Genomic DNA, 23,190 nt, shown 5'->3' with positions numbered 1-23,190 from the left:
GCGCTACTTCGTCAGCGCCGCGACGAGGGCGTCGACGTAGCGCTCCATCGAGCCGGTGCCGCCGAACATCCAGATGCCGTCGTCCAGCCGGTGCACGTCGCCGGACTTGACGAACGGCAGCGACGTCCAGACGGAGTTGTTCTTCAGCTCCTTGCCGAACGGGTCGCTGGAGGCGTCCTGTTCGTTGCCGATGTAGACGAACTGCACCTTGCCCAGGGAGGTGAGGCCCTCCACGTCGGTGGCGGCGAGGCCGTACGCCTCGTCGCCCTTCAGCTTCCAGGCGTTCTTCAGGCCGAGCCGCTCGTTGACGCCGCCGATGAGCGAGCCGGAGGTGTAGGGGCGCAGGGAGACCTGGTTGGAGACGACGTAGCCGTCGGCGAAGGCGATCCCGGCGCCCTTGAGGCCCGCGTCCTCGAGGGCCTTGGCGCCCTCGGCGAGCTTGGCGTCGAAGTCCTTCTTCAGCGTGGCGGCCCGCTCGGTGGTGCCGGTGGCCTTCGCGATGAGGTCGAGGTTCTCCAGCATCTGCCCGACCGGGTCGGAGGCGTCCGCGGACTTCACCTCGAGCACCGGGGCGATCTTCCGCAGCTGCTTGACGGCGTTCGGCTGGAGGTCGGTGGTGGCGACGATGAGGTCGGGGTTCAGCGCGGCGATGGTGTCCGTGCTGGGCTCGCCGCGGGTGCCGATGTCCTTGGCGTCGTTGGTGAGCGGTACGGCGCTGTCCCAGGTCTTGTAGCCCTTGACGTCGGCGACGCCGACCGGCTCGACGCCGAGCGAGAGGAGGTGCTCGACGACGTTCCACTCGGTGCCGACGACCTTCTGGGCGGGGCCGTCGAGTTCCACCTTCGCGCCGGACGCGTCGGTGAGGGTGATGGGCTCGGCCGACGCCTTCGGGTTCTCGTCGGCCGCGGGTTCGGTGGTGCCGCAGGCGGCGAGCAGCAGGGCAGCGGCGGCGGCCAGGGGCGCGGTGCGCAGGAGGCGTCTCATGAGGTGGTGCGAACCCTTTCGCTTCTGGTGTGGTGACGGCCGATGGCTCGGGTGCGCAGCCGGCCGGTGAGGGGGTCGGTGTCGACCTCGATGCGGATGCCGTAGACCTCGGTCAGCCGCTCGGGGGTGAGGACGTCCTCGGGTGTTCCCTCGGCGACGACGCGTCCGTCGGACAGGAGCACGACGCGGTCGGCGACGGCTGCCGCCTGGTCGAGGTCGTGCAGCACGACCCCGACGGCGATGCCCTGGCCGTCCGCCAGATCGCGGACGAGGTCGAGGAGTTCGACCTGGTAGCGCAGGTCGAGGTAGGTGGTGGGCTCGTCGAGGAGCAGGACGCCGGTCTCCTGGGCGAGGCAGCCGGCCAGCCAGACGCGCTGGAGCTGTCCGCCGGAGAGGTGTTCGGCGCCGCGGTCGGCGAGGTCGGTGACGCCGGTCAGGGCGAGGGCGCGGTCGACGGCGGCCCGGCCGCCCGGGTCGGTGCCGCCCCAGCGTCCGCGGTGCGGGTAGCGGCCGAACTCCACGACGTCGCGCACGCTCAGGCCGCTCGGCGTGGGCCGGCTCTGCAGCAGCAGGGCGACATGGCGGGCGAACTCGCGCGGTCCGAGCGCGAGCGCGTCGGTGGCGGCGTCGAGCGTGAGGGCGGCGTGCCGGGGCCGCTGGAGCCGGGCGACGGTGCGCAGCAGGGTCGACTTGCCGCTGCCGTTGGGTCCGACGAGGGCGGTCACCTCGCCGGGGCGCAGCGTCAGCTCCGCGTCGTGCACGACGTCCGTGCCGTCGTACGCCACGGTCACGCCGGTGGCCGCCAGTTCATGCCCGCGCGGGAGCGGGGACGCCTCTTCACCTGGAATCACGCAGGCAAGGTTAGCCTAGCCTTAATTCGTCTTGACAGGGGGTGAGGCGGGTGGGGGCGGCGGGGCTCAGAACGCGTAGCGCACGCCCAGCCACGGGGTGCGGCGCGCGATGAGCTCGCGGAGCTCCGCGAGAGCCTGGCGTTTGACGCCCCCGTGGTAGCGGAGGTTGAGCGCGCCGTTCTGGGAGCGCTTGGTCTCCTGGAGGGCGGGCTGCCACAGCACGTCCTCGCCGCGCGGGTGCCAGCGGAGGTTGACCTCGTGCAGGTCCGCGTTGTGGGTGAGCATGATGACCTCGGCCAGCGCCTGGCGCTTGACCCGCTCCGGGAGTACGTCGTCCATGTGCCGCAGCAGCTCGTCCCACGCGTCCTGCCAGCCGGGGCGGACGACGACGGGCGACAGGTTGAAGTGCACCTCGTAGCCCGCGTCGAGGAAGTCCGCGGCGGCGGCGATCCGCCGGTCCACCGGGCTGGTGCGCAGGTCCAGCAGGCGGGAGTCGTCGGCCGGCATCACCGAGAAACGGATGCGCGTCCGGCCGCGCGGGTCAAGGTCCAGCAGGTCCGGGTTGACGAACTTGGTGGCGAACGACGCCTTCGCGGTGGGCCAGTCGCGGAAGGCGCGGATCAGGTCGGCGGTGTTGTCGCAGATCAGCGCGTCGACCGAGCAGTCGCCGTTCTCCCCGACGTCGTACACCCACGCCTCGGGGTCGCACTGGTTCGGCTCCGTCTTCGGGCCCTGCGCGGCGACGTGACGGCCCAGGTGGGCGACGATCGCGTCGATGTTGGTGAACAGGGTGATCGGGTTGGCGAAGCCCTTGCGGCGGGGCACGTAGCAGTACACACAGGACAGGGCGCAGCCGTTGGAGGGGCCGGGGGCGATCCAGTCCGCGGAGCGGCCGTTGGGGCGGGTGGTGAGCTTCTTCCGCACGCCGAGGACGAGGGCTTCGCGCTTGATCCGCATCCAGCGGTCGGCGCTGCCCTCGTTGCCGTGCAGGTCGGGGATGCGCCAGTGGGAGGGGACCTCGACGAGGCGGGCCTCGGGGAAGCGGGCGAGGATCTCGCGGCCGCGGGGGGATGCGGCGGCGGCCGGTTCGGCGTGGATCTCCTTGACGGCGAGGAGGCGGTGCGCCTGGGGGGAGTCGCGGAAGGGGGAGGAGGGGGTTGGTTGCACCGGCTCGGCGGGGCGGGGGAGGTCGTCGATGCCGAAGAGGGGCTCTTGCGAGCCGTGGGGGGAGGGTGTGGGGGAGGGTGGGTGGCGCATGTGAATCGGGGTTCCCGGTGCGGTGGAGGGGGGTGGTGCGGGTGCCCGCGCCCGGCGGATACGGCCGTCGTTCCACTGTACGGCTGTGTCCGCCGGGGACGGGCGGGGTGCGGGTGGGCGCCGGCGCCCCGTACGCCTTCCAGCTCGGGGCTCGAGCGTTGTCCGCGGGTGCGGGTCGGTAGGGGCTGATCGCGCAGTTCCCCGCGCCCCTAGGGGGGCGCCAGCGCCCCGTGCGGGTGCGGGTCTGTGAGGGCTGAGCGCGCAGTTCCCCGCGCCCCTAGGGGGGCGCCAGCGCCCCGGACGGGTGCGGGTCCATGGGGCTGAGCGCGCAGTTCCCCGCGCCCCCAAAGGGGCGCCAGCGCCCCGGACGGGTGCGGGTCCGTGAGGGCTGAGCGCGCAGTTCCCCGCGCCCCCAAAGGGGCGCCAGCGCCCCATGCGGGTGCGGGTCCGTGGGGGCTGAGCGCGCAGTTCCCCGCGCCCCCAAAGGGGCGCCAGCGCCTCGTGCGGGTGCGGGTCCGTGGGGGCTGAGCGCGCAGTTCCCCGCGCCCCCAAAGGGGGCGCCAGCGCCCCGTGCGGGTGCGGGCGGGGTGCGGTTCTGGGTGTCGGCGGGGGCGGGACGCCCTTCAGGGGCGCGGGGAACTGCGCGAGCGGGCCCCACCGGCCCGCACTCGCCGGTGTGCCGTCCGCCCCCGGACCGTAGGCGGAACTCAGGCGCCCGCCGTGAAGCGTTCCCACACCCTGTGGGAGGCCAGCAGCTCGCGTACCCGCGTCAGGGCCGACGGGCCGGAGTCCGTCACCACCACCCCAGCCGCGACCGCCGGCACCCCCGCCGCCTCGAGCGCCGCCTCGCCGCCCGCCCACGCGGCGATCGCCTTGCCGTGGCGGAACACCTCCTGGAGGAGCTGGGTGACCCGGGGGTCCGGGGCGGCCGGCGGGGCGCCCGGGGCTCCCTTGCCGTCCGTCGCCCCGGGCGCGTCCGGACCCGCCGCCGGCGGCCCGGCGACCAGCACCGCGTCGAACTCGATCGACCGCGCCGTGACGTGGCTGCGCTGCGCGGTCAGGGCCCGCTCGCCCTCCCCCACCGTGCCGCCGGTCGGTGCGACGACCAGCGGGACCATGCCCGCCTCCAGCACGGCGTCCCGCACCGCGTGCACCCCTTCCAGGTCGCCGTCGGGGCCGGTGAGGATGCCGATGACGCGGCCGTCGACCGGCCAGGTCCCGCCGATCTGGGACAGCGCCGGGCTCGGCTCGACGTCGGCGAGCGGCACCGTCGGCTCCGGCGCGGGCAGGCCGAGGCCGTCGGCGACGCGGGAGCACAGCTCGGGGTCGATGTTGGCCAGCACCTGGAGGGTGCGTACGCGGATGGCCTCCTCGTAGCACTTGCCCAGTTCGAAGACGTACGCGCCGATGATGTGCTCGCGCTCCACCGGGCTCATGGAGAGCCAGAAGCGGCGCGGCTGGCTGAAGTGGTCGGAGAACGACTCAGGCGCCTCGCGCACCTTGCGCCCCTCGGGGACGGTCACCGGCGTCTCGACGAAGGCGCCCATGTCCGCGCCCGCGGTGAACGGGCAGCCGCCGTCGAGCGAGTTGGGCTGGTACGGGGCGACACCCCGGTGCACGGCGGTCTGGTGCATGCCGTCACGCAGCATGTCGTTGACGGGCGCGTGCGGCCGGTTGATGGGCAGCTGCGGGAAGTTGGGGCCGCCGAGCCGGGTGATCTGGGTGTCGAGGTAGGAGAACAGCCGGCCCGCGAGCAGCGGGTCGTCGGTGACGTCGATGCCGGGCACGAGGTGGCCGACGTGGAAGGCGACCTGCTCCGTCTCCGCGAAGAAGTTCGACGGGTTGCGGTTGAGCGTCATCAGCCCGACGGGCTGCACCGGGGCGAGCTCCTCCGGCACGATGTTCGTCGGGTCCAGCAGGTCGATGCCCTCGAAGGTCTGGTCGGGGGTGTCGGGGAAGGTCTGGATGCCCAGCTCCCACTGCGGGTAGGCGCCCGCCTCGATGGCGTCGGCGAGGTCCCGGCGGTGGAAGTCGGGGTCGTTGCCGTTGATGAGCTGCGCCTCGTCCCACACCAGGGAGTGCACGCCCAGCTTGGGCTTCCAGTGGAACTTCACCAGCGTGGTGCCGCCCTCGGCGTCGACCAGCCGGAAGGTGTGGACGCCGAAGCCCTCCATCATGCGGTAGGAGCGCGGGATGCCGCGGTCGCCCATGAAGAAGATCGTGTGGTGGGTGGCCTCGGTGTGCAGGGAGACGAAGTCCCAGAAGGTGTCGTGGGCGCTCTGGGCCTGCGGGATCTCCCGGTCGGGGTGCGGTTTTGCGGCGTGGACGACGTCGGGGAACTTGATGGCGTCCTGGATGAAGAAGACCGGGATGTTGTTGCCGACCAGGTCGAAGACGCCCTCGCTGGTGTAGAACTTCGTCGCGAAGCCGCGGGTGTCGCGCACGGTGTCGGCGGAGCCGCGGGAGCCGACGACCGTGGAGAAGCGGACGAAGACCGGTGTCTCGACGTCCGGGGCGAGGAACCCGGCCTTGGTCACCGAGGCGGCCGTGCCGTAGCTCTGGAAGACGCCGTGCGCGCCGGCGCCGCGCGCGTGGACCACGCGCTCGGGGATGCGCTCGTGGTCGAAGTGCATGATCTTCTCGCGCAGATGGTGGTCCTGGAGCAGGACCGGGCCGCGCGGGCCCGCCTTGAGCGAGTGGTCGGTGTCGGGGAGCCGGGTGCCCTGGGCGTTCGTCAGATGGGCGCCGGACTGGGCCATGCGCGCCTGGTCCGCGCCCGTGGGGGAGCCGGTGGGCGAGACGGTGTCGGGGCCGCTCTGGTCGGGCTTGGGCGGCAGCGGCTCACGCGGCTCCACCGGCCGCTCCACGGTGGGCGGTTCGGGGGCCGGGCGGCCGGGAATGCCGTCGGCGGGGGCCGAGGTGCCGCCCTGGAGGGTCTCGGCGACCTTCTTGGCGACACGCCGTACGGGATTGGCCTCGCTCATGGATGAATGCTCCTCCGCTTCGGACCGGCCACGACGGGGTGGCCGTGCTGCCTTCTGTGCCGACTGCGGGTGACCTCGGGACGCATGGTGCGCAAGGGACGTCGACCTCCGTCAACGTCTCACGGCTCGTCGTGCCGCGCAGGGGACGCCCGCCGATGGAGTGACCTCGGCCCCCGGCCCTCGCGTCACGCCGTGCGGGTTCCCGCGCACCTTCCCTCCCGGTGATCCGACCGCCCCCGCCGCGTACCCCGCTGACCGGTTCCAAGGCACACGGGTTTCAGGGCGCGTCGATTTCACGCCGCCGCGCCTCAGGCGCGGTGCGGGGGCGGGTCCGGGGTCAGAAGAGCATCCCCTGCTGTGCGTCGGGGGCGGCGGTCCTGCGCGGGGTGCCGCGCGGGGCGGGGCGGCGCTGCGGGACCTCGTCGCCGAAGAGCGGCTCGGTGCCGTACTCGTCGGGTTCGGCGGGGACGACGACGGGGCCGGTGCCCACGTTGAGGCAGAGCGGGGCCTCGCGGTCGAAGTCCCCGGGCGTCATCGCCGTCCAGTCGCGTTCCCGACGCTCGCCCACCCGGCACCCCCGCTCCCCGTCCACCCGGAAAGGTTATCGGCAGGTCCGGTGCCCGGCGGACGCCGTGCCGTACGGGGCCACGGGGCGATGAGACGTAGGTCACACGAGCAGAGCTGTCACACATCGCGGGGCCGTTCCGTCAGTGAAGCGACACCGTATCGACGGACCGACCCTGGAGAGCACATGAACGCGCGTATCGACTTCTTCGCCAACCCCGTCGCCGGCAAGGTGCTGCGGCACATCAACTCGGCGGGCAAGGCGGCGGGCGACTCCGGTCTGCCGCACGCCACCCAGGAGCTGGTGAAGATCCGCGCCAGCCAGATCAACGGCTGCGGCTTCTGCACCGACATGCACACCAAGGACGCCGCGGCGGCGGGCGAGACCCAGCTGCGGCTCAACCTGGTCGCCGCCTGGCGCGAGGCCACCGTCTTCACCGAGGCGGAGCGCGCCGCGCTCGAACTGGCCGAGCAGGGCACCCGGATCGCGGACGCGGCCGGCGGGGTCACCGACGAGGCGTGGGCCAATGCCGCGAAGCACTACGACGAGGACCAGCTCGCCGCGCTGATCTCGCTGATCGCGATCATCAACGCCTACAACCGCATCAACGTCATCAACCAGCAGCCCGCGGGCGACTACCAGCCCGGCCAGTTCGGCTGATCCTCTCCCCCGGCGGGGCCCCTCTCGGCGAGAGGGGCCCCTTTCGCTACACCTGGGCGAGCGCGGTGCGCAGGGCCGCCGGGGTCGCCGCCGCCCACGCCTGCGGCGAGCAGGAGTGCGGGTAGGGCACCGGGGCCGGGGCGTCCCGGCGGTCGTAGCCGGCGAACACCTCGGGCAGCCGGTGTCCGCTGCGGGCGGCTGCCGCGGCGAGCCCGTCGGCGAGGGCGCGCACCTCGTCGCCGAGGCCGTACCGGGCGAGGCCCAGCGCGATCAGGGCGTTGTCGTGCGGCCAGACGCTGCCGCGGTGGTACGACAGCGGGTGGTAGGGCGCCTGTCCGCTCGCGAGGGTACGGACGGCCCAGCCGGAGAAGAAGTCCGGCCGCAGCAGCCGCCGCCCCGTGACGCAGGCCCGTTCGTCGTCGAGGATGCCCGACCACAGCAGATGGCCCGCGTCGGAGGCCAGGGCGTCGGCCTGCCGGCCCGCGCCGTCCAGGGCGAGCGCGGGGAAGGCGGCCTCCGGCATCCAGAAGTCCCGCAGGAAGCGTTCGCGCAGTCCGGCCGCGAGGTCGTCGAGGCGGCGGGCGTAGGCGTGGTCGTCCCAGACGTCCCTGGCGAGCCGGGCGGTGCGCAGCAGCGCGTCGTAGGCGTAGCCCTGGACCTCGCTGACGGCGAGGGGGCCTTCGGCGGGGGTGCCGTCGGCGAAGCACATGGAGCCCGGGGAGTCCTTCCAGTTCTGGTTGACCAGGCCGCCGGGGTCCGGGGTGTACACGAGGTAGCCGCGCTCCTCGAGTCCGCCGTCGGTGAGCATCCAGTCGACGGCGCGGCGGGCGTGCTGCTCCAGGCGCTCGGCGAGCGTGCGGTCGCCGGTGGCCTCGTGGTGGGCGTGCAGCAGGACCAGGAACAGGGGCGTGGCGTCGACGGTGCCGTAGTAGCGGCCGTACGGGATCTGCCGGAAGTGGGCGAGTTCGCCCTTGCGGACCTCGTGCACGATGCGGCCGGGCTGTTCGCCGCGGAACGCGTCGTAGGTCTGCCCCTGGGTGGCGGCGAGCGCGCCGAGCGTGGCGGCCGCGGTCCCCGGCAGGTGGGGCAGCAGGAAGAGTGAAGTGAGGAGGGAGTCCCGGCCGAACAGGGTGAGGAACCAGGGGCTGCCGGCCGCGGGGACGGCAAGGTCCTCGCCGTCGACGCCGGTGGCGTGGACGGTGAGCAGGTCGAGGTCCGTCATGCCCTGATCGAAAGCGCGGTCCAGGTCGGACGCGCCGGGCGGCAGTGCCCGCCTGGTCCGTCCCGCCGGGCGGGGCACGGGCGGGAGCGGTGCGTGCGGGCGGGCGTGGACGATCAGGCGCAGCTCGGCCCGGCCGTGCGGCTCCAGGGCGAGCCGCCAGCGCAGGGTGCGGGCGGTGCCGCCGTCCGGGGTCTCGCGTACGGAGTCGGGGGCGGGGGCGCACTCCACGACGGTCCGGGCGTGCCACTCGTCCCTGCGGTGCTCGAACCGTACGCCTCCCTGTACCGGCCGGGCGGTGTGCTCGGTGTCCGGCCGCTCGTACGTCCGCCGGTCGGCGCGGAGTGCGAAGAGGTCGGCGAAGTCGGCGTCGGCGGTGAGCTCCAGCTCGGCGGTCACCGGCTCGGGGAGGTTGCTGACGAAGGTCAGGCGCTCGGTGAGGGCGCCGCCGGTCACGCTCTGGTCGCGGAACACCGTGTAGGCGGGGGGCGCCTCGCGGGTGCCGGGAGGTGTGAGGACGCTGACGGAGGAGGCGCCCGCGGGGTCCTCCTCGGCGGGCCGGAGTGTGACGGGCGCGGCCCCGGCGACGCGGAGCTGCCAGCGGCTGAGGTGGCGGGCGTCGTGCGCGAACAGTCCGTCCGGCGCGGTGCCGCCGACGCCGTCGATGTCGCCGGCCGGGCCCAGCCGGGCGAGCGTGCCGTCGCGCACGAGCTGCACGTGCCCGGTGATGCCGGTCATCGGGCGTACTCCTCTTGGTCGGTGGGCGCCAGGGCGGTGTCGGAGCCGGTGAGCGGCAGGGCTGTATCGGGGCCGGTGAGCGGCAGGACCGCGTCGGGGCCGGTGGCCGGCGCGTCCGGGTGGCCGTCGGTGTGCAGGAGGTCCAGGGCCAGGGCGGCCGTCCAGGAGAACTGGCGGGCGCCGCGGCCCTCGCCGGTCAGCGGGTCGACGTACTCGGCGAAGCCGGTGCGTCCGGCCTCCCTGACCAGGGCCTCGCGCAGGGTGCGGGCGCGTGCGTGGCGGCCGTGGGTGCGCAGCCCTCGTTCGACGAGCCAGGCGGTGTTGAACCAGGCGGGGCCGCGCCAGTAGCGCGTGGGGTGGAAGGTCGCCCCGGTGAGGTCGTCGCTGGGGACGAGACCGGTGGCCGGGGCGTGGAAGTGCGGGCCGTCCAGGGTGTCCGTCAGGGCGCGGACGATGTCGGCGGGCAGTCCGGGGACGACGAGCGGGAGGAGTCCGGCGACGCCGCGGTGGTCGACGAGGGTGTCGTCGGCGAGGTCGCGGGCGCGGAAGACGCCGGCGGTGTCGTCCCACAGGCGGTCCACCAGCCGGCGGGTCAGCTCGGCGGCGCGCTCGCTGTGGCGGGCGCCGTCTCGTCCGAGGTGGTCCGCCATCCGCGCGAGGGCGAGTTCGCCGGTGACCAGGAGGGCGTTGAAGCCGGGGTCCTCCAGGGCGAATCGGTGGCCGGTGGCCCGGTCGTCGTAGCCGGCCTCGCGGTAGGTGGAGGCGAGCCGCACGTAGCGGCCGTAGTCCAGGTCGGTGGGCCGGTCGGCGGGGTCGCCGTGGTCGAGGTCGGCGCGGCGGAAGGCGCCGGCGGCCGGTTCGACGCGGGCGAGGGCGCGGTCCCAGGCGGGGCTGTTGTCCATGCCGGGTTCCCACGGGTGGACGACGGCCGCCAGTCCCCCGCCGCCGAGGTCACGGCGGGCCAGGAGGTAGTCGTGCCAGGCGGTGAGGCGGGGCAGCACCCGGGCGAGGAAGCCGCGCCGGGCGGACTCGGCAGGGTCCGCGCAGTGCACCAGCCAGGCGGCGAGGGCGTGCACCGGGGGCTGCACGATGCCGGAGGTCTCGGGCGCGGCGGGGGCGCCGACGGCGCGTCCCGCCCGGGAGGACTGCCAGAAGTCGGGGCTCGGGAAGTAGGCGCCGTACGGGATCTCGGGGTTGAAGACGATGTGCGGGAGGCGTCCGTCGGCCCACTGGCCCGCGAGCAGGGACTCGAGTTCCTGCTGGGCGCGGCGCACGGAGAGGTGGCGCAGGCCGATCGCGACGAACGCCGAGTCCCAGCTCCACTGGTGGGGGTAGAGCGTGCGGGAGGGGACGGTGGAGGTGCCGGTCCAGTTGCCGAGGAGGACCCGCGCCGCACCGCGCCGCAGTGTCAGGTGGTCTGCGGGCGCGGTGGGCGCGGGCCGGCCGAGGGGGGTCTGCCGGTCGAGGAGGGTCTTCACGCGCCGGACCTCTTCAGGAACGCGGGGACGGAGCGGACGGCGTCCACGGGGTCGCCGGTGAGCCGGCATTCCAGGGCCAGGTGGCCGTCGTAGCCGATGGTGTGCAGGGCCGTCAGCCAGGCGCGCCAGTCGAGGTGGCCGGCGCCGGGCTGGAAGCGGTTGGAGTCGGACACCTGTGCGTGGCCGATGAGGTCGGCGTGGGCGAGGATCGCGGCGGCGGGGTCGGACTCCTCGATGTTCATGTGGTAGCTGTCGATGCCGATCCGGACCGAGTCGAGCCCGGTGGCGCGGATCAGGTCGGCGGCCTGGTCGAGGCGGTTGACCATGTGGTCCTCGTAGCGGTTGAGCGGTTCGAGGAAGAGCGTGACACCTTCCCGGCGCGCGTGCTCGCCGAGTTCGGTCAGTCCGGCGAGGAGGATCTCGCGGTCCTCGGCCTCGCTGCGCGGGGGTTCGAAGGGCGGCAGGCGGCGGGAGAACATGCCGTAGGAGGCGGGGGTCTGCGCGCCGGTGCCCCCGATCTCGGCGATGACGGTGAGCTGGGACTTCATCTGGGTGAGGGCGTCGCGGCGCAGGTCCTCGTCGAACGCTCCGATGAAGTGGAGCATGTCGACGCACACGGTCGGCATGACGACGCCGTCCTTGTGGGCCTGCCTCAGTGCGTCGCGGCGGGAGGCGAAGTGCAGGTCGCCCTTGCCGCGCAGTTCGATCGCGTCGTAGCCGGCCTGCTGGGCGAACTCCCATTTGGCCTGGAGGGTGTCTCCGGGCAGGAGTTGCTCCTGTACGGCGGTCTTGAGCATGTGGGGGGCCTTTCGGGCTCTCAGAATTCCAGGACGACCTGAAGGGCCTCGGCGGGCCGTTCGTCCAGCAGGACGTAGGCGTCCGACGCGTCGGCGGCCGGGACGACATGGCTGACCAGGGAGGTGACGTCGACCTGGCCCTCGGCGACCAGCCGCAGGAAGGTCCGCTGGAGGCGGTCGACGCTCCAGCGGCCGGAGAGCTGCGGCGGCACGCCGCCGATCTGGGAGCAGACGAGCTGGACGCGGTTGTGGTGGAACTCGTCGCCGAGCCGCAGGCCGATGCCGTCGCCCTGGTAGAAGCCGGAGGCGACGACGCGTCCGCCGACGGCGACCGAGCGCAGGGCCTCGTGCAGGGCGGGGTAGGCGCCGCTGATCTCGATGGCGAGGTCGGCGCCGAGTCCGCCGGTGGCCTCGCGGACGCGTTCGGCGACCTGGTCGGTGCGGGCGTTGAGCGTGGCGTGGGCGCCGTACCGGCGGGCGGTGTCGAGGCGGACGTCGAGGGCGTCGACGGCGGTGACGCGGGCGCCGCTCAGCTGGGCCAGTCGGGTGGTGAGGAGGCCGATGACGCCCTGTCCGAAGACGGCGACGTCCTCGCCGAGGTGGATGTCGCCGGCCAGGACTGCGTTGTGGGCGATGGCGCCGACCCGGGCGAAGGCGCCCGCCAGCGGGTCGAGTCCGGCCGGGAGGGTGTGACCGACGACACGCTCCGCGGGGACGATGCCTTCGCTGCGATGTCCCCATATGCCCCATATAAGGTCACCGGTGACCGGGAGTCCGGGCATGCCGTCCAGCTCCGGGGAAACCTCGACGACCTCGCCGACCTCGGAGTAGCCCCAGCCGGCCACCGGGTACTCGATGCCGGCCGCGCCCTCGCGGAAGAGGCGGGCCTCCGGGTCCCAGGTGCGGGTCAGATACGGGTTGGTGCCGCGGTACGCGGTGAGTTCGGTGCCGGCCGAGATGCCCGAGTAGCGGGTGCGCACCCGCAGGCGGCCCGGCGGGAGAGCGGCTCTCGCGTGTTCGGCGATCTCCACGTGACGGGGGCCGGTGAACTGGACGACGCGTTCCACGGATGACTCTCCGAAGGGTGCGGTGGGCGGGTTGCGTCGACGATATCCCGAACTTATGTCTTGTCAACAAGCAAAAGTGATGCTGAGATGCGCTGTCAGTAGACGTAAGTCGGAGCGAGGACGTGCAATGCGCTTGAGGACCCTGCGGTCGCGGATGACCGCGGTCGGCGTCGCGGCAGCCCTGGGAAGCGGGCTGCTGGCCGGCTGTTCCACCAACGGCACCGGGCCCGGCGCCCCGGACCGCAGGATCGAGGTGTGGTCCCTGGAGAACCTCCCGGACCGGGCCGCGGCGACGCGGAAGACGATCGCCGCGTTCGAGAAGAAGTCCGGGGTCGACGTCGAGCTCGTCACGGTCGACGAGGGCCAGCTGCCCCAGCTGATCATGTCCGCCGCGGCCGCGGGCGAACTGCCCGACGTCATCGGCGCCGTGCCGATGGGCCAGGTCTGGCAGATGTACAGCAACGGCCTGCTGAACACGGCCATCCCCGAGCAGGTGATCGACGGGCACGGGCGCGACACCTTCAACGCCAACGCCCTCGAGCTGACCTCGGACGGCGCGACCAGCCTCAGCGTGCCGTCCGACTCCTGGCTCCAGCTTCTGGTCTACCGTCAGGACGACTTCGACGCGGCGAAGCTGGCCGCGCCCGACACCTACGAGCGGGCGCTGACCGCCGCCGAGGCCCTCACCACCAAGGGCCACGACGGCGTCTCGGCGGCCACCGACCCCGGCGACGTCTTCACCTCGCAGAGCTTCGAGAGCATCGCGCTCGCCAACGACTGCCAGCTGGTCGACGACCACCACGAGGTGGCCCTCGACTCACCGCAGTGCGAGACCGCGTTCCGCACCTACGACCGGCTGGCCCGCGAGTACGGCGCCCCCGGCACGCAGACCGTGGACTCCACCCGCGCCACCTACTTCTCGGGCCGCTCCTCGATGATCGTCTGGTCCTCGTTCCTGCTCGACGAGCTGGCCGGGCTGCGCAAGGACGCGCTGCCCAGCTGCGCCGAGTGCCGCGAGGACCCCGGCTACCTGGCCGACCACAGCGGCATCGTGACCGCCATGCGGGGCCCGGACGCCGCCGAGCCCGCGCAGTTCGGCGAGATCACCTCCTGGGTGACGACGAAGACCGCCGAGACGGCCGCCTCCCGCGAGTTCATCCAGTACATGACGAGCGACGGCTACGAGGCGTGGTTCGGCATGGCGCCCGAGGGCAAGATTCCGGTCCGGCGCGGCACGCGCACCGACCCCGACCGCTACCTCGACGCCTGGCGCAACAGCGAGATCGGGGTGGACACCCGCAAGCCGTTCGACGAGGTCTACCCGCCCGAACTGCTCGACCGGCTCGCCGAGGGCATCACCAACCTGCGCCGCTGGGGCATCACCCAGGGCGACGGCGCCCTGGTCGGCGCGACCAACGGCGAGCTGCCCGTGCCCAAGGCCGTGGGCGCCATGACCAGCGGGCAGTCCTCGCCCGAGGAGACGGCACGCGAGGCCGACGAAGAGATCTCCGACCTTCAGCAGTCCCTCCAGTAGCAGCCGCCCGCACGCACGCCGCAAAGGTCCTTCCATGACAACAGCCCCCGCCGGCGCACCGCAGCGCCGGACCCCGACCCCCCGGCTCACGGGCGGCCCCGGCCGGCCGGGCCGCCGCCCCGCGACCGCCCGCAGCCGCGCCAACCGCGCCGGCCTGGCCTTCGTCTCCCCCACCTTCCTGGTCGTCCTGGTGGTGGTCGTCCTGCCCATCGCCTGGACGGTGCTGCTGGCCTTCCAGGACGCCAAGCTCGTCGACATCCAGGGCATGGGCCTGTTCGGCAACTGGTCGCTGGACAACTTCGGCGACGTGTTCGCCTCGGCCGGCTTCTGGTCGAGCCTGAAGACCACCTTCATCTACACCGCGGGCAGCACCGCCGGCTCCGTCCTGCTCGGGCTGGTCGCCGCGCTCGCGCTGCGCAAGCCGTTCCGCGGGCGCGGCCTGCTGCGGGCCGCGATGCTGCTGCCGTACGTGGCGCCCGTGGTGGCCGTCGCGTTCGTGTGGGAGGTCGCGCTCAGCCCGCAGTACGGCGTCGTCAACGACTGGGGCCGCCGCCTGTTCGGCTGGGACGACCCGATCGCCTTCCTCTCCACCCGCGAGTACGAAGTCAGCTTCCTAGGGGCACACTTCGACATCCCGCTCGCGCTGCTCACCGTCATCGCGTTCGAGTGCTGGCGGTACTTCCCCTTCGCGTTCCTGTTCATCCTCGCCCGGCTCCAGGCCGTGCCCGCCGTCCTGGAGGAGGCCGCGACCGTCGACGGGGCGACGCCGCTCCAGCGGTTCCGGCACATCCTGCTCCCCCAGCTGATGCCGGTGATCGCGCTGCTGTGCGTGCTGCGGTTCATCATGACCTTCAACAAGTTCGACGACGTCTACCTGCTGACCGGCGGCGGCGCCGGCACGGACGTCGCCGCCGTCCGGGTCTACGACTTCCTCACCGCCCGCTACGACGTCGGCGCCGCCGCGGCCCAGGCGCTCGTGCTGGCCGCCTCGCTGATGATCCTGCTGGGCTTCTACTTCAAGTTCTTCGGCAACAAGGTCCAGGAGGAAGCGTGACCGGCAAGACCGCCCTGTCCCGGGCCCAGGTCGAGGACCGCGTCCTCGGCGTCCTGAAGTGGCTGGTGATCGCGTTCCTCGCGGTGATCACCCTGCTGCCCTTCTACTACATGCTCCTGCTGTCCCTGAAGCCCGTCGACGCGCTGCTGCTGGACCCCGGCTCGCTGTGGCTGTCGGCGAAGGACCTCACGGTGTCCACCTACCAGGACGTCATGCGCTCCACCGACGCCGGCGGCCAGGGCTTCACGCGGTTCCTGCTCAACTCGGCCCTGGTGTCGCTGGGCACGGTGCTGCTGACGCTGGCCGCGGCGGTGCCCGGCGCCTACGCCGTCAGCCGGCTGAAGTTCTTCGGGCACCGGCAGGTCAGCGCCCTGTTCCTGGCCGTCTACCTGTTCCCGGCGACGCTGCTCGCCGTCCCGCTGTTCGTGATCTTCGCCAGGATGGGGCTGTCCTCCAGCCTGGTGGGCCTCGCCGTCGTCTACGTGGCGCAGACGGTGCCGGTGTCGGTGTACATGCTGAAGAACTACCTGGTCACCATCCCGTACTCGATCGAGGAGGCGGCGGCGCTGGACGGGTGCAGCAGGCTCCAGACCGTGCGCAAGGTGATCCTCCCGCTCGCCCTGCCCTCGCTCATGGCGACCGGCCTGTACGTCTTCATGATCGCCTGGAACGAGTTCCTCTTCGCCCTGCTGTTCCTGGCCGCCGACCCCGACAAGTGGACCGTGTCGCTCGGTCTCGCGCAGCTCTCCAACGGCATCGAGGTGCCCAAGACGGTTCTGATGGCCGGATCGGTGGTGCTGACGATCCCCGTGGTATTCCTGTTCTTCGCCGCCGAACGGCTGCTCACCGAAGGCCTCACCAGCGGCGCCGACAAGAGCTGACGCATGGGGGAACGTGTGACGACGCCGCAGCCGGTCAGCGCGGGCGGACTGCTGGACCTGATCCGCAGCGGCCGCGCCAACACCCGGGCAGCCCTGCAACGCGCCACCGGGCTGTCCCGGTCCACCGTGGGGCAGCGGCTCGACCTGCTCAACCGGGCCGGCTGGCTGCGGCACACCACGGGCGCCTCCACCGGGGGCCGCCCGTCGGAGCGGATCGTCTTCGACCCCACGCACGCCTCCGTCCTGGCCGTGGACCTGGAGACCCGGCACGCCCGGGCGGCGGTCCTGGACCTGGCCGGCGCGATCCTCGCCGAGCACACCGGGCCGCTGGACATAACCGAGGGACCCGACCACGTGCTTGACCACGTGTCCGGCTGGTTCCCGGACCTGATCGCCGCGGCGGGCGCCGACGCCTCCCGCGTCTGCGGGATCGGCCTGTCGGTGCCAGGACCGGTCGACTGGGAGGCCGGCCAGGTCGTCGAGCCGCCGATCATGCCCGGCTGGGACCGCTACCCCATCCGCGTACGCCTCCAGGAGGCCTACGCGCGGCACGTGGGCGCGAGCCTGGAGGGCGGCCCGGTGCCGGTCCTGGTGGACAACGACGCCAACCTGATGGCGCTGGCCGAGCAGCAGGCCAGCCACCGGGACTGCGGCGCGTTCGTGCTGGTGAAGGTCTCCACCGGCATCGGCGCCGGCGTGGTCGTCGACGGGCACGTCTACCGGGGCATCGACGGCGGCGCCGGCGACATCGGGCACATCCGGGTGCACGACCGCGCCGACGCGCTGTGCATGTGCGGCTCGTACGGCTGTCTGGCGGCCGTGGCCAGCGGCCGGGCCCTGGCCAAGGAGCTGTCCGGGGCGGACGGCAACGCCGCGTCCGGCTCCGACGTCAGGCGGCTGCTCGCCGAAGGGCATCCGGACGCGATCCGGCTCGCCCGGGAGGCGGGCCGCCGGGTGGGCGAGGTGCTCGTCACCGTCGTCACGCTGCTCAACCCCGGGGTGCTGATGCTCGCCGGGGACCTGTCCGGGGTGCCGTTCATGACCGGTGTGCGCGAACTGCTCTACCAGCGGGCCATGCCCCGCACCACGGCCAACCTCCAGATCGTGACCTCGCGTCTCGGCGACCACGCCGGCCTCATAGGGGCCGCGACCACGGTCGTCGAGCACCTCTACTCCCCCGCGCGTGCGGACGCCCGGCTCGCCGGGATCCTCTCGCCGCAGTCAGGACGACCGTGACCTCCTTGCCTCCCTCCCCCTGGACCCGCCGGCCCGTCGACGTCGGCCTGGTCGGCGCCGGCCCCTGGGCCCGTGCCATGCACGCCCGTGTGCTCGCGGCCGGCCCCGAGACCCGGCTCGCCGCCGTCTGGGCCCGCCGCGCCGAGGCGGCGCACGAGACGGCGGCCCCGTACGGAGCCCATGTGGCCAGCGGTTTCGAGGAGTTGCTCGACCGGTGCGAGGCGGTGGCGTTCGCCGTGCCGCCCGCCGTGCAGGCCGAGCTGGCGCCCCTGGCCGCCAGGCGCGGCAAGGCGCTGCTGCTGGAGAAGCCGCTCGGCCCGGACCTGGACGCGGCCCGGCGCGTGGCGGACGCCGTGGCGGAGGCGGGCGTGGTGTCGCAGCTGGTCCTCACCAAGCGGTACCACCCGGTGACCCGGGCGTTCCTCGCCGCCGCGCGGGACGCCGAGGTGTCCGGCGCCCGCTCCTGCTATCTCCACGGCGCCTTCCTGGGCGGGGAGTTCGCGACCGGCTGGCGGCTGGAGCAGGGCGCGCTGCTGGACCTGGGCCCGCATCTGCTGGACCTGCTGGACGCGGCGGTCGGGCCGGTCAAGGCGATCCGCGGCACCGGCGACTCGCGCACCTGGCTGGAACTGACCTGCGAGCACGAGAACGGCGCGGTCAGTCAGGCGTCGCTGTCCGGCGCGGTGAACGTGCCCCGGGCCGTCACCCGCGTCGAACTGTTCGGCGCCGGGGCGCCCTTGGTGTACGACACGGCCGAGATCGACCACGAGGAGTGCTGGCCGGTGCTGCGCCGGGAGTTCGCCACGGCGGTGCGCACCGGCGTCGCGACCGCCCCGGACGCGGCACGCGGCCTGTACCTCCAGGAGCTCATCGCGCGCGTGGCGTGACGCGGGGCCGCCGTCGCGCACGAAGCAGGGGGCGCGCCCGCCGGGCGGGCGCGCCCCCTGTCGTGTCGTGCCGTCGGCTCAGGACGCCGCGCGCTTCGGCAGGCGCCAGCCCGGCCGCGGGAAGTGGCAGGTGTAGCCGTCCGGGTAGCGCTGGAGGTAGTCCTGGTGCTCCGGCTCGGCCTCCCAGAACGGTCCGGCCGGGGTCACCTCGGTGACCACCTTGCCCGGCCACAGCCCGGAGGCGTCCACGTCGGCGATGGTCTCCTCGGCGACGCGCTTCTGCTCGTCGTCGTAGTAGAAGATCGCGGAGCGGTAGCTCATGCCGATGTCGTTGCCCTGGCGGTTCTTCGTGGACGGGTCGTGGATCTGGAAGAAGTACTCCAGGATCGTCCGGTAGTCGGTGACCGCGGGGTCGTAGGTGATCTCGATGGACTCGGCGTGGGTGCCGTGGTTGCGGTAGGTCGCGTCGGGGACGTCGCCGCCGCTGTAGCCCACCCGGGTGCTCAGCACGCCCGGCAGCGTGCGGATCAGCTCCTGCATGCCCCAGAAGCATCCGCCCGCGAGCAGCGCCTTCTCCTCGGTCCTTGTCATCGTGTCGCCCTTCTCCCAGGTGTGCTGCGGCGTTCCTCAGTGAGAACCGTGCCGGGACCTGCATTGTTCCGGTCGCGCCCGGTGCGCCGGACACCGGGTCGCGTGGTCCTGCCGGGGAGCGCCGGGCGGCGTCAGCTCCCCGGGCCCGAGGCGCACTCCAGGTCCTTCAGGCGGACCGTGTCGGCCATCGCCCGCATGCCCTCGTCGGTGAAGTGGAGGTGGTCGCCGTTGTCGTAGGCGGGCCGGATGCTCTCGGGGTCGTCGGGGCTGCGCACCGCGCGGTCGAAGTCGGCCACGGCGTCGAACAGCCCGCCGGTGCGGATGAACGCGTTGACCTCCTGGCGTACCGCCTCGGCCTCCGGGTCCCACTCGGACCAGCCCTTGAACGGGGCGATCGTGGCGGCGACGACGCAGTGGCCCGCCGCGTGGACGCGGGCGGTGAGCTTCCGGTAGCCGTCGATCAGGTCCTCGGCCGTGACGCCGGTGTGCGCCTTGAGGTCGTTGACGCCCTCGAACAGCAGGACCGTGCGCACGCCGGGGTGGGACAGCACGTCGCGGTCGAGGCGGTTCAGGGCGCTCGGCGAGGCGCCGTCGGCGAGCACCTTGTTGGCGGAGATGCCCGCGTTGGCGACGCCCCGGACGGTCGTGGCGAGGGAGTGCTGGAGGCGACGGGCGAGGTAGTCGGGCCAGCGGCGGTTGAGGTCCGTGGTGGACTCCCAGCCGTCGGTGATGGAGTCGCCGAGCGCCACCACCGCGCCGGTGCGGGCGGGGGTGCGGACGGTGACGGCGTCCAGGTAGAACCAGGACGTGATCGTCCGCGTCCAGGGGGCGGCGGACTCGTCGGCGGTGTGGTCGCCCTGCGTGAGGTACGAGGTCTGCATGGCCAGCCGGTGTCCGGTGGCGGGGCCGCCCGCGTCGGGGCTGTGCAGGCTGACGACCAGGTCGGCGCCGGCGCGGACCCGGCCGGGGAGCGGGTCGCTGAGGACGAGGCCGCCGGGCGGGATCGTCACGGAGGCGCGCCCGTCGAAGGTGAGCCGGCGGTTGCTGCCGGGGACCAGGGCGGCGCCCTCCTTCTGGAGCCCGGCGTACACGCTGTCGAAGGTCAGCGGCCGGTCGCCGAAGGCGTTGGAGAACCGCACCCGCATCCGGTCGCCGCCGGCGCTGGTGTGCACCACCAGCCGGTAGGCGCGGTCGGGCACGCCGGTGCCCAGCCGGAAGGCGCTGGTCGCCCAGGTGACCACGTCGTGCCGGGGCGGCGGTGCGGTCCCGGCCGCCGAGGGGACGGGACCGAGGAGGGCGGCGAGCAGGGCCAGGACGGACAGCCCGCGCAGCCGGGTCCCCTTCAGGGGGAGTCTTCGAGGGTGGAGCGTCGTGGTGTTCAGCGTCGCCTCCGACGTGACCCGTGGTGATGTCGTGACCCTTAGTGAGATTAGCGGCCCGCGTCCACCCCGGCACCGCCTGGGGCACACCTTCATCGGCCGTTCATCTGCCGGTACCGCCGTGCGACGAGGGACGGCCGGGGCGTGGCGGCAGCGCCCCGGGCCCACTCCGCGAACGGCAGCGGGCGGGTGCGGACGCCGCGGCGGACGGTGTCCCTCCGCGCGGTCCGCGTTCCCGGCGACCGCGACGCCGCCCGGAACGCCGGACCCCTCGGCCTCCGTGAGCGGTTCCCGTACCAGATCCGCGGCGACGCGAGGACCGCGCGAGGCCCCCGGGTGGGCGGGCCGTGCGCCAGGGCGACGGCCGAGATCCGGGCGGGTCACGGAGTGTGCGGGGGATGCGTCTATCGTGAGGCACCATGCCGCTGATCACCCGCTCCCCGGCCACCGGGGTCTGGCTGCTGACCACCCCGCGCTCGTCGTACGCGCTGCGGATCGACGACACCGGTGCGCCCTGCCATGTGGCGTGGGGCCCCCGCCTCACCCCGGCGGAGGCGGACTCGCTCGCGGGGCCCTTCGAGGAGCCGCCGAGCAGCTTCGAGGGGCGGCCGGCCGTGGGCGAGGAGCTGCCGGTGGACGGCGGCACCCGCTACGGGCCGCCGTCGCTCCAGGTGCGGTACGCGGACGGCTCCCGCGCCTTCGAGTGGGAGCCGGTGGGCCACCGGGTGGACGACTCCGTACCCGGCGGCGCGGAGCTGGTCCTTGAGTTCCGGGACCGGGTGTTCCCGCTGTCGGTCGCGCTGCACTACCGGGTCCGCGCGGACACGGACGTGATCGAGCGCTGGGCCGTGCTGCGCAACGACGGCGACCGGCGCGTGGACCTGCTGCGCGCCGACTCCGCCGCGTGGACGCTGCCGCCTCTGGCCGACTACCGGCTGAGCCATGTCACCGGCCAGTGGTCGGCGGAGACGCATCTGCGCCGCGAGCGGCTGCCGCACGGGGAGACCGTGCTGACCAGCCGGCGCGGCATCACCAGCCACCACGCCAACCCCTGGACGATGCTCGACGACGGCACCGCCGACGAGGACCGGGGCCGGGTGTGGTCCACGGCGCTGGCATGGAGCGGCAGTTGGCGGATCACCGTGCAGCGCACGCCGGACGGGCGGGCGGGGCTGACCGGCGGCGTGGGACACGAGGGGACGTGCGTGCCGCTCGGACCGGGCGAGGAGTTCACCACGCCGGTGTCGGCGGGGCTGTTCACCGACGGCGGTTTCGGCGCGGCGAGCCGGGCGTGGCACGGGTACGTCCGCGCTCATGTGCTGCGGCACGCCGGCGAGACGGCCCCGGTGCTCTACAACTCCTGGGAGGCCACCGGTTTCGACGTGGACGAGGCGGGCCAGCTCGCGCTCGCCGAGCGCGCGGCCCGGCTCGGGGTGGAGCTGTACGTGGTGGACGACGGCTGGTTCGGCGCGCGGCGCAGCGACCGGGCGGGTCTGGGCGACTGGACCCCGGCCCCGGACCGCTTCCCGCGGGGTCTGCGGCCGCTGTCCGACGCCGTGCACCGGCTCGGCATGCGGTTCGGCGTCTGGGTGGAGCCCGAGATGGTCAACCCCGACAGCGACCTGTACCGGGAGCACCCGGACTGGGTGCTGCACCTGCCGGGCCGCCCGCGCACCGAGCTGCGCCACCAGCTCGTGCTGAACTTCGCCCGGCGGGACGTCGCCGACTGGGCCTTCGCCTGGCTCACCCGGCTGGTCGCCGAGCACCGCGTGGACTTCCTCAAGTGGGACATGAACCGCGTCCTCGGCGAGTCCGGCTGGCCGGGGCGCGAGGACGGCCACGACCGGCTGTGGACGGGCCACGTGCACCATCTGTACGGCGTGCTGGACCGGCTGCGGGAGGCGCACCCGGAGCTGCGGATCGAGACGTGCAGCGGGGGCGGCGGCCGGGTGGACCTGGGCATCCTGGCCCGTACCGACCAGGCGTGGACGTCCGACAACACCGACGCCGTGGACCGGCTCGGCATCCAGCGGGGTTTTTCCCAGGTGTATCCGGCGCGGGTGATGTCCGCCTGGGTGACCGACGTGCCCAACCAGCTCACCCGGCTGTCCGTGCCGCTGCGCTTCCGTTTCCACGCGGCGATGGCCGGGCTGCTCGGTGTCGGCGGCGACCTCACCCGCTGGAGCGAGGAGGAACTGGCCGAGGCCGCCGGGCTGGTGGCCCGCTACAAGGAGATCCGGCACCTGGTGCAGCACGGCGAGCAGTACCGGATCGGCGACCCGTACGCTGACGGCCCGTCGGCCGTGCAGTACGTGGCCGCCGACGGAAGTGAGGCGGTGGTGCTGGCCTTCGGCGCCAGTCCCCGGCACGGCGCGCCGCGGGTGCCGCTCCGGCTGCGCGGCCTGCCGCCGGGCGCCCGCTTCCGGGACACGGAGACGGGCGCGGTGCACCACGCGACGGTGCTGACGGAGTACGGGCTGGATCTGCGTCTGCCGGGCGGCGACTGGGCGAGCGCCCTGCTCCACCTGGAACGGGTGCCGGACGACGACGCCGGGGACCGGGCGGGCGGCTGAGCGCAGGAGGCGGTCAGGCGGAGAGGGCGATGCGCGCGGTGATGCTCTTGCCCTCCGCCTCCTGGCGTACGTCGAGGGCCTCGGCGACGGCCATGACGATCTCGAGGCCGTGCTGCCCCACACGGCCGGGGTCGGAGTTCCGGGGCCGGGGCGCCTCCGGGTTGGCGTCGTGGACGGCCACCTCGACGGCGTCGCCGAAGACCCTCAGGTCAAGGCCGACGGGGCCCGGCGCGTACTTGCGGGCGTTGGTGACCAGCTCGCTGACCACGAGCTGGGTGATCTCCACGACGCGGTCCGGAACCGGCAGGCCGTCCTCCGTCCGGGCCCGGCCGAGGAACTCGGCCGCGAGGTGACGTGCCTGCGCTATCCACGCGCCCTCCGCGTCCAGGGCGTAGGACGCCCTCAGCCGCGGTACGCCTGGCACCGTCTCCCCCTCGACAGGAACTGGTTCCATC

General features: G+C 73.4%; 19 protein-coding genes. 7 read left to right on the top strand and 12 right to left on the bottom strand.

Annotated features, from left to right (window positions below):
* Positions 1 to 3: 3 nt before the first annotated feature.
* From ACFOSY_RS14255 to ACFOSY_RS14235, 5 genes are all read right to left on the bottom strand, one after another.
* A complete protein-coding gene (locus tag ACFOSY_RS14255; protein ID WP_394307151.1) occupies positions 4 to 984 on the bottom strand; it encodes an ABC transporter substrate-binding protein in 981 nt (326 codons plus the stop codon).
* Positions 981 to 1,835 carry an ABC transporter ATP-binding protein gene (locus ACFOSY_RS14250; protein ID WP_394307150.1) on the bottom strand — a complete coding sequence of 285 codons (855 nt, stop codon included), beginning with the start codon at positions 1,833 to 1,835 and terminating at the stop codon, positions 981 to 983. The genes ACFOSY_RS14255 and ACFOSY_RS14250 overlap by 4 nt, the downstream gene beginning before the upstream one ends.
* Before the next feature lie 66 nt (positions 1,836 to 1,901).
* Positions 1,902 to 3,092 (bottom strand): spore photoproduct lyase family protein, encoded by a 1,191-nt coding sequence (locus ACFOSY_RS14245; protein WP_394307149.1) that lies wholly within the window; start codon positions 3,090 to 3,092, stop codon positions 1,902 to 1,904.
* 707 nt (positions 3,093 to 3,799) lie between these two features.
* Complete coding sequence (locus ACFOSY_RS14240; protein WP_394307148.1) at positions 3,800 to 6,076, bottom strand: catalase; 2,277 nt, start codon at positions 6,074 to 6,076, stop codon at positions 3,800 to 3,802.
* Between the two features lie 337 nt (positions 6,077 to 6,413).
* A complete protein-coding gene (locus ACFOSY_RS14235) occupies positions 6,414 to 6,644 on the bottom strand; it encodes a hypothetical protein (protein ID WP_394307147.1) in 231 nt (76 codons plus the stop codon).
* Positions 6,645 to 6,827: 183 nt separating this feature from the next.
* Between ACFOSY_RS14235 and ACFOSY_RS14230 the strand changes: the two genes are divergently transcribed.
* Entirely contained in the window at positions 6,828 to 7,301 is a 474-nt protein-coding gene (locus tag ACFOSY_RS14230) for a carboxymuconolactone decarboxylase family protein (protein ID WP_394307146.1), read from the top strand.
* A 46-nt stretch (positions 7,302 to 7,347) separates the two neighbouring features.
* Here the strand turns inward: ACFOSY_RS14230 and ACFOSY_RS14225 are convergent, their stop codons facing one another.
* The 4 genes from ACFOSY_RS14225 to ACFOSY_RS14210 are packed head-to-tail and all read right to left on the bottom strand — an operon-like array spanning position 7,348 to position 12,600.
* Entirely contained in the window at positions 7,348 to 9,258 is a 1,911-nt protein-coding gene (locus ACFOSY_RS14225; RefSeq protein ID WP_394307145.1) for an amylo-alpha-1,6-glucosidase, read from the bottom strand.
* Positions 9,255 to 10,736, bottom strand: a complete 1,482-nt coding sequence (locus ACFOSY_RS14220; protein WP_394307144.1) for an MGH1-like glycoside hydrolase domain-containing protein — start codon at positions 10,734 to 10,736, stop codon at positions 9,255 to 9,257. Before ACFOSY_RS14220 ends, ACFOSY_RS14225 begins: the two co-directional genes overlap by 4 nt.
* On the bottom strand, positions 10,733 to 11,533 hold the full coding sequence (locus ACFOSY_RS14215) for a sugar phosphate isomerase/epimerase family protein (protein ID WP_394307143.1): 801 nt from the start codon (positions 11,531 to 11,533) through the stop codon (positions 10,733 to 10,735). Before ACFOSY_RS14215 ends, ACFOSY_RS14220 begins: the two co-directional genes overlap by 4 nt.
* A gap of 20 nt (positions 11,534 to 11,553) precedes the next feature.
* On the bottom strand, positions 11,554 to 12,600 hold the full coding sequence (locus ACFOSY_RS14210) for a zinc-dependent alcohol dehydrogenase (RefSeq protein ID WP_394307142.1): 1,047 nt from the start codon (positions 12,598 to 12,600) through the stop codon (positions 11,554 to 11,556).
* A gap of 127 nt (positions 12,601 to 12,727) precedes the next feature.
* Here ACFOSY_RS14210 and ACFOSY_RS14205 point away from each other — a divergent pair, with 127 nt between their 5' ends.
* Genes ACFOSY_RS14205 through ACFOSY_RS14185 form a run of 5 tightly spaced genes read left to right on the top strand, consistent with a single transcriptional unit; the run spans position 12,728 to position 18,192 of the window.
* Positions 12,728 to 14,134, top strand: a complete 1,407-nt coding sequence (locus ACFOSY_RS14205) for an ABC transporter substrate-binding protein (RefSeq protein ID WP_394307141.1) — start codon at positions 12,728 to 12,730, stop codon at positions 14,132 to 14,134.
* A 34-nt stretch (positions 14,135 to 14,168) separates the two neighbouring features.
* Positions 14,169 to 15,188 (top strand): carbohydrate ABC transporter permease, encoded by a 1,020-nt coding sequence (locus ACFOSY_RS14200; protein WP_394307140.1) that lies wholly within the window; start codon positions 14,169 to 14,171, stop codon positions 15,186 to 15,188.
* Positions 15,185 to 16,069: a carbohydrate ABC transporter permease gene (locus tag ACFOSY_RS14195; protein ID WP_369160942.1), complete on the top strand. Its 885-nt coding sequence runs from the start codon at positions 15,185 to 15,187 to the stop codon at positions 16,067 to 16,069. The genes ACFOSY_RS14200 and ACFOSY_RS14195 overlap by 4 nt, the downstream gene beginning before the upstream one ends.
* A gap of 3 nt (positions 16,070 to 16,072) precedes the next feature.
* Positions 16,073 to 17,305 (top strand): ROK family transcriptional regulator, encoded by a 1,233-nt coding sequence (locus ACFOSY_RS14190; RefSeq protein WP_394307139.1) that lies wholly within the window; start codon positions 16,073 to 16,075, stop codon positions 17,303 to 17,305.
* Positions 17,302 to 18,192, top strand: a complete 891-nt coding sequence (locus tag ACFOSY_RS14185; protein WP_394307138.1) for a Gfo/Idh/MocA family protein — start codon at positions 17,302 to 17,304, stop codon at positions 18,190 to 18,192. Before ACFOSY_RS14190 ends, ACFOSY_RS14185 begins: the two co-directional genes overlap by 4 nt.
* Positions 18,193 to 18,270: 78 nt before the next feature.
* Here ACFOSY_RS14185 and msrA read toward each other — a convergent pair whose 3' ends face one another.
* Both msrA and ACFOSY_RS14175 read right to left on the bottom strand, forming a co-directional pair.
* The gene (gene msrA / locus ACFOSY_RS14180; protein ID WP_031065940.1) at positions 18,271 to 18,783 is read right to left on the bottom strand and encodes a peptide-methionine (S)-S-oxide reductase MsrA; all 513 of its coding nucleotides are present in this window, start codon (positions 18,781 to 18,783) and stop codon (positions 18,271 to 18,273) included.
* 131 nt (positions 18,784 to 18,914) lie between these two features.
* Positions 18,915 to 20,024: an SGNH/GDSL hydrolase family protein gene (locus tag ACFOSY_RS14175; protein WP_394307137.1), complete on the bottom strand. Its 1,110-nt coding sequence runs from the start codon at positions 20,022 to 20,024 to the stop codon at positions 18,915 to 18,917.
* Between the two features lie 557 nt (positions 20,025 to 20,581).
* Between ACFOSY_RS14175 and ACFOSY_RS14170 the strand changes: the two genes are divergently transcribed.
* Complete coding sequence (locus ACFOSY_RS14170; protein ID WP_394307136.1) at positions 20,582 to 22,735, top strand: alpha-galactosidase; 2,154 nt, start codon at positions 20,582 to 20,584, stop codon at positions 22,733 to 22,735.
* Positions 22,736 to 22,748: 13 nt separating this feature from the next.
* On the opposite strand, the gene ACFOSY_RS14165 is transcribed toward ACFOSY_RS14170, so the two are convergent.
* A complete protein-coding gene (locus ACFOSY_RS14165; RefSeq protein ID WP_394307135.1) occupies positions 22,749 to 23,189 on the bottom strand; it encodes an ATP-binding protein in 441 nt (146 codons plus the stop codon).
* Position 23,190: the final 1 nt, after the last annotated feature.

The organism is Streptomyces lusitanus, from assembly GCF_042647945.1.
In the GTDB taxonomy this organism is placed as follows: domain Bacteria; phylum Actinomycetota; class Actinomycetes; order Streptomycetales; family Streptomycetaceae; genus Streptomyces; species Streptomyces pseudogriseolus.
Note: the sequence above shows the minus strand (reverse complement) of the source record. Positions and strands in the feature narration are given on the sequence as shown.

What these genes read in the sequence shown, in the direction of transcription:
- ACFOSY_RS14255 (WP_394307151.1), bottom strand. Translation starts at nt 984, where the DNA reads ATGAGACGCCTCCTGCGCACCGCGCCCCTGGCCGCCGCCGCTGCCCTG.
- ACFOSY_RS14245 (WP_394307149.1), bottom strand. Translation starts at nt 3,092, where the DNA reads ATGCGCCACCCACCCTCCCCCACACCCTCCCCCCACGGCTCGCAAGAG.
- ACFOSY_RS14240 (WP_394307148.1), bottom strand. Translation starts at nt 6,076, where the DNA reads ATGAGCGAGGCCAATCCCGTACGGCGTGTCGCCAAGAAGGTCGCCGAG.
- ACFOSY_RS14230 (WP_394307146.1), top strand. Translation starts at nt 6,828, where the DNA reads ATGAACGCGCGTATCGACTTCTTCGCCAACCCCGTCGCCGGCAAGGTG.
- ACFOSY_RS14225 (WP_394307145.1), bottom strand. Translation starts at nt 9,258, where the DNA reads ATGACCGGCATCACCGGGCACGTGCAGCTCGTGCGCGACGGCACGCTC.
- ACFOSY_RS14215 (WP_394307143.1), bottom strand. Translation starts at nt 11,533, where the DNA reads ATGCTCAAGACCGCCGTACAGGAGCAACTCCTGCCCGGAGACACCCTC.
- ACFOSY_RS14205 (WP_394307141.1), top strand. Translation starts at nt 12,728, where the DNA reads ATGCGCTTGAGGACCCTGCGGTCGCGGATGACCGCGGTCGGCGTCGCG.
- ACFOSY_RS14200 (WP_394307140.1), top strand. Translation starts at nt 14,169, where the DNA reads ATGACAACAGCCCCCGCCGGCGCACCGCAGCGCCGGACCCCGACCCCC.
- ACFOSY_RS14190 (WP_394307139.1), top strand. Translation starts at nt 16,073, where the DNA reads ATGGGGGAACGTGTGACGACGCCGCAGCCGGTCAGCGCGGGCGGACTG.
- msrA (WP_031065940.1), bottom strand. Translation starts at nt 18,783, where the DNA reads ATGACAAGGACCGAGGAGAAGGCGCTGCTCGCGGGCGGATGCTTCTGG.
- ACFOSY_RS14170 (WP_394307136.1), top strand. Translation starts at nt 20,582, where the DNA reads ATGCCGCTGATCACCCGCTCCCCGGCCACCGGGGTCTGGCTGCTGACC.
- ACFOSY_RS14165 (WP_394307135.1), bottom strand. Translation starts at nt 23,189, where the DNA reads ATGGAACCAGTTCCTGTCGAGGGGGAGACGGTGCCAGGCGTACCGCGG.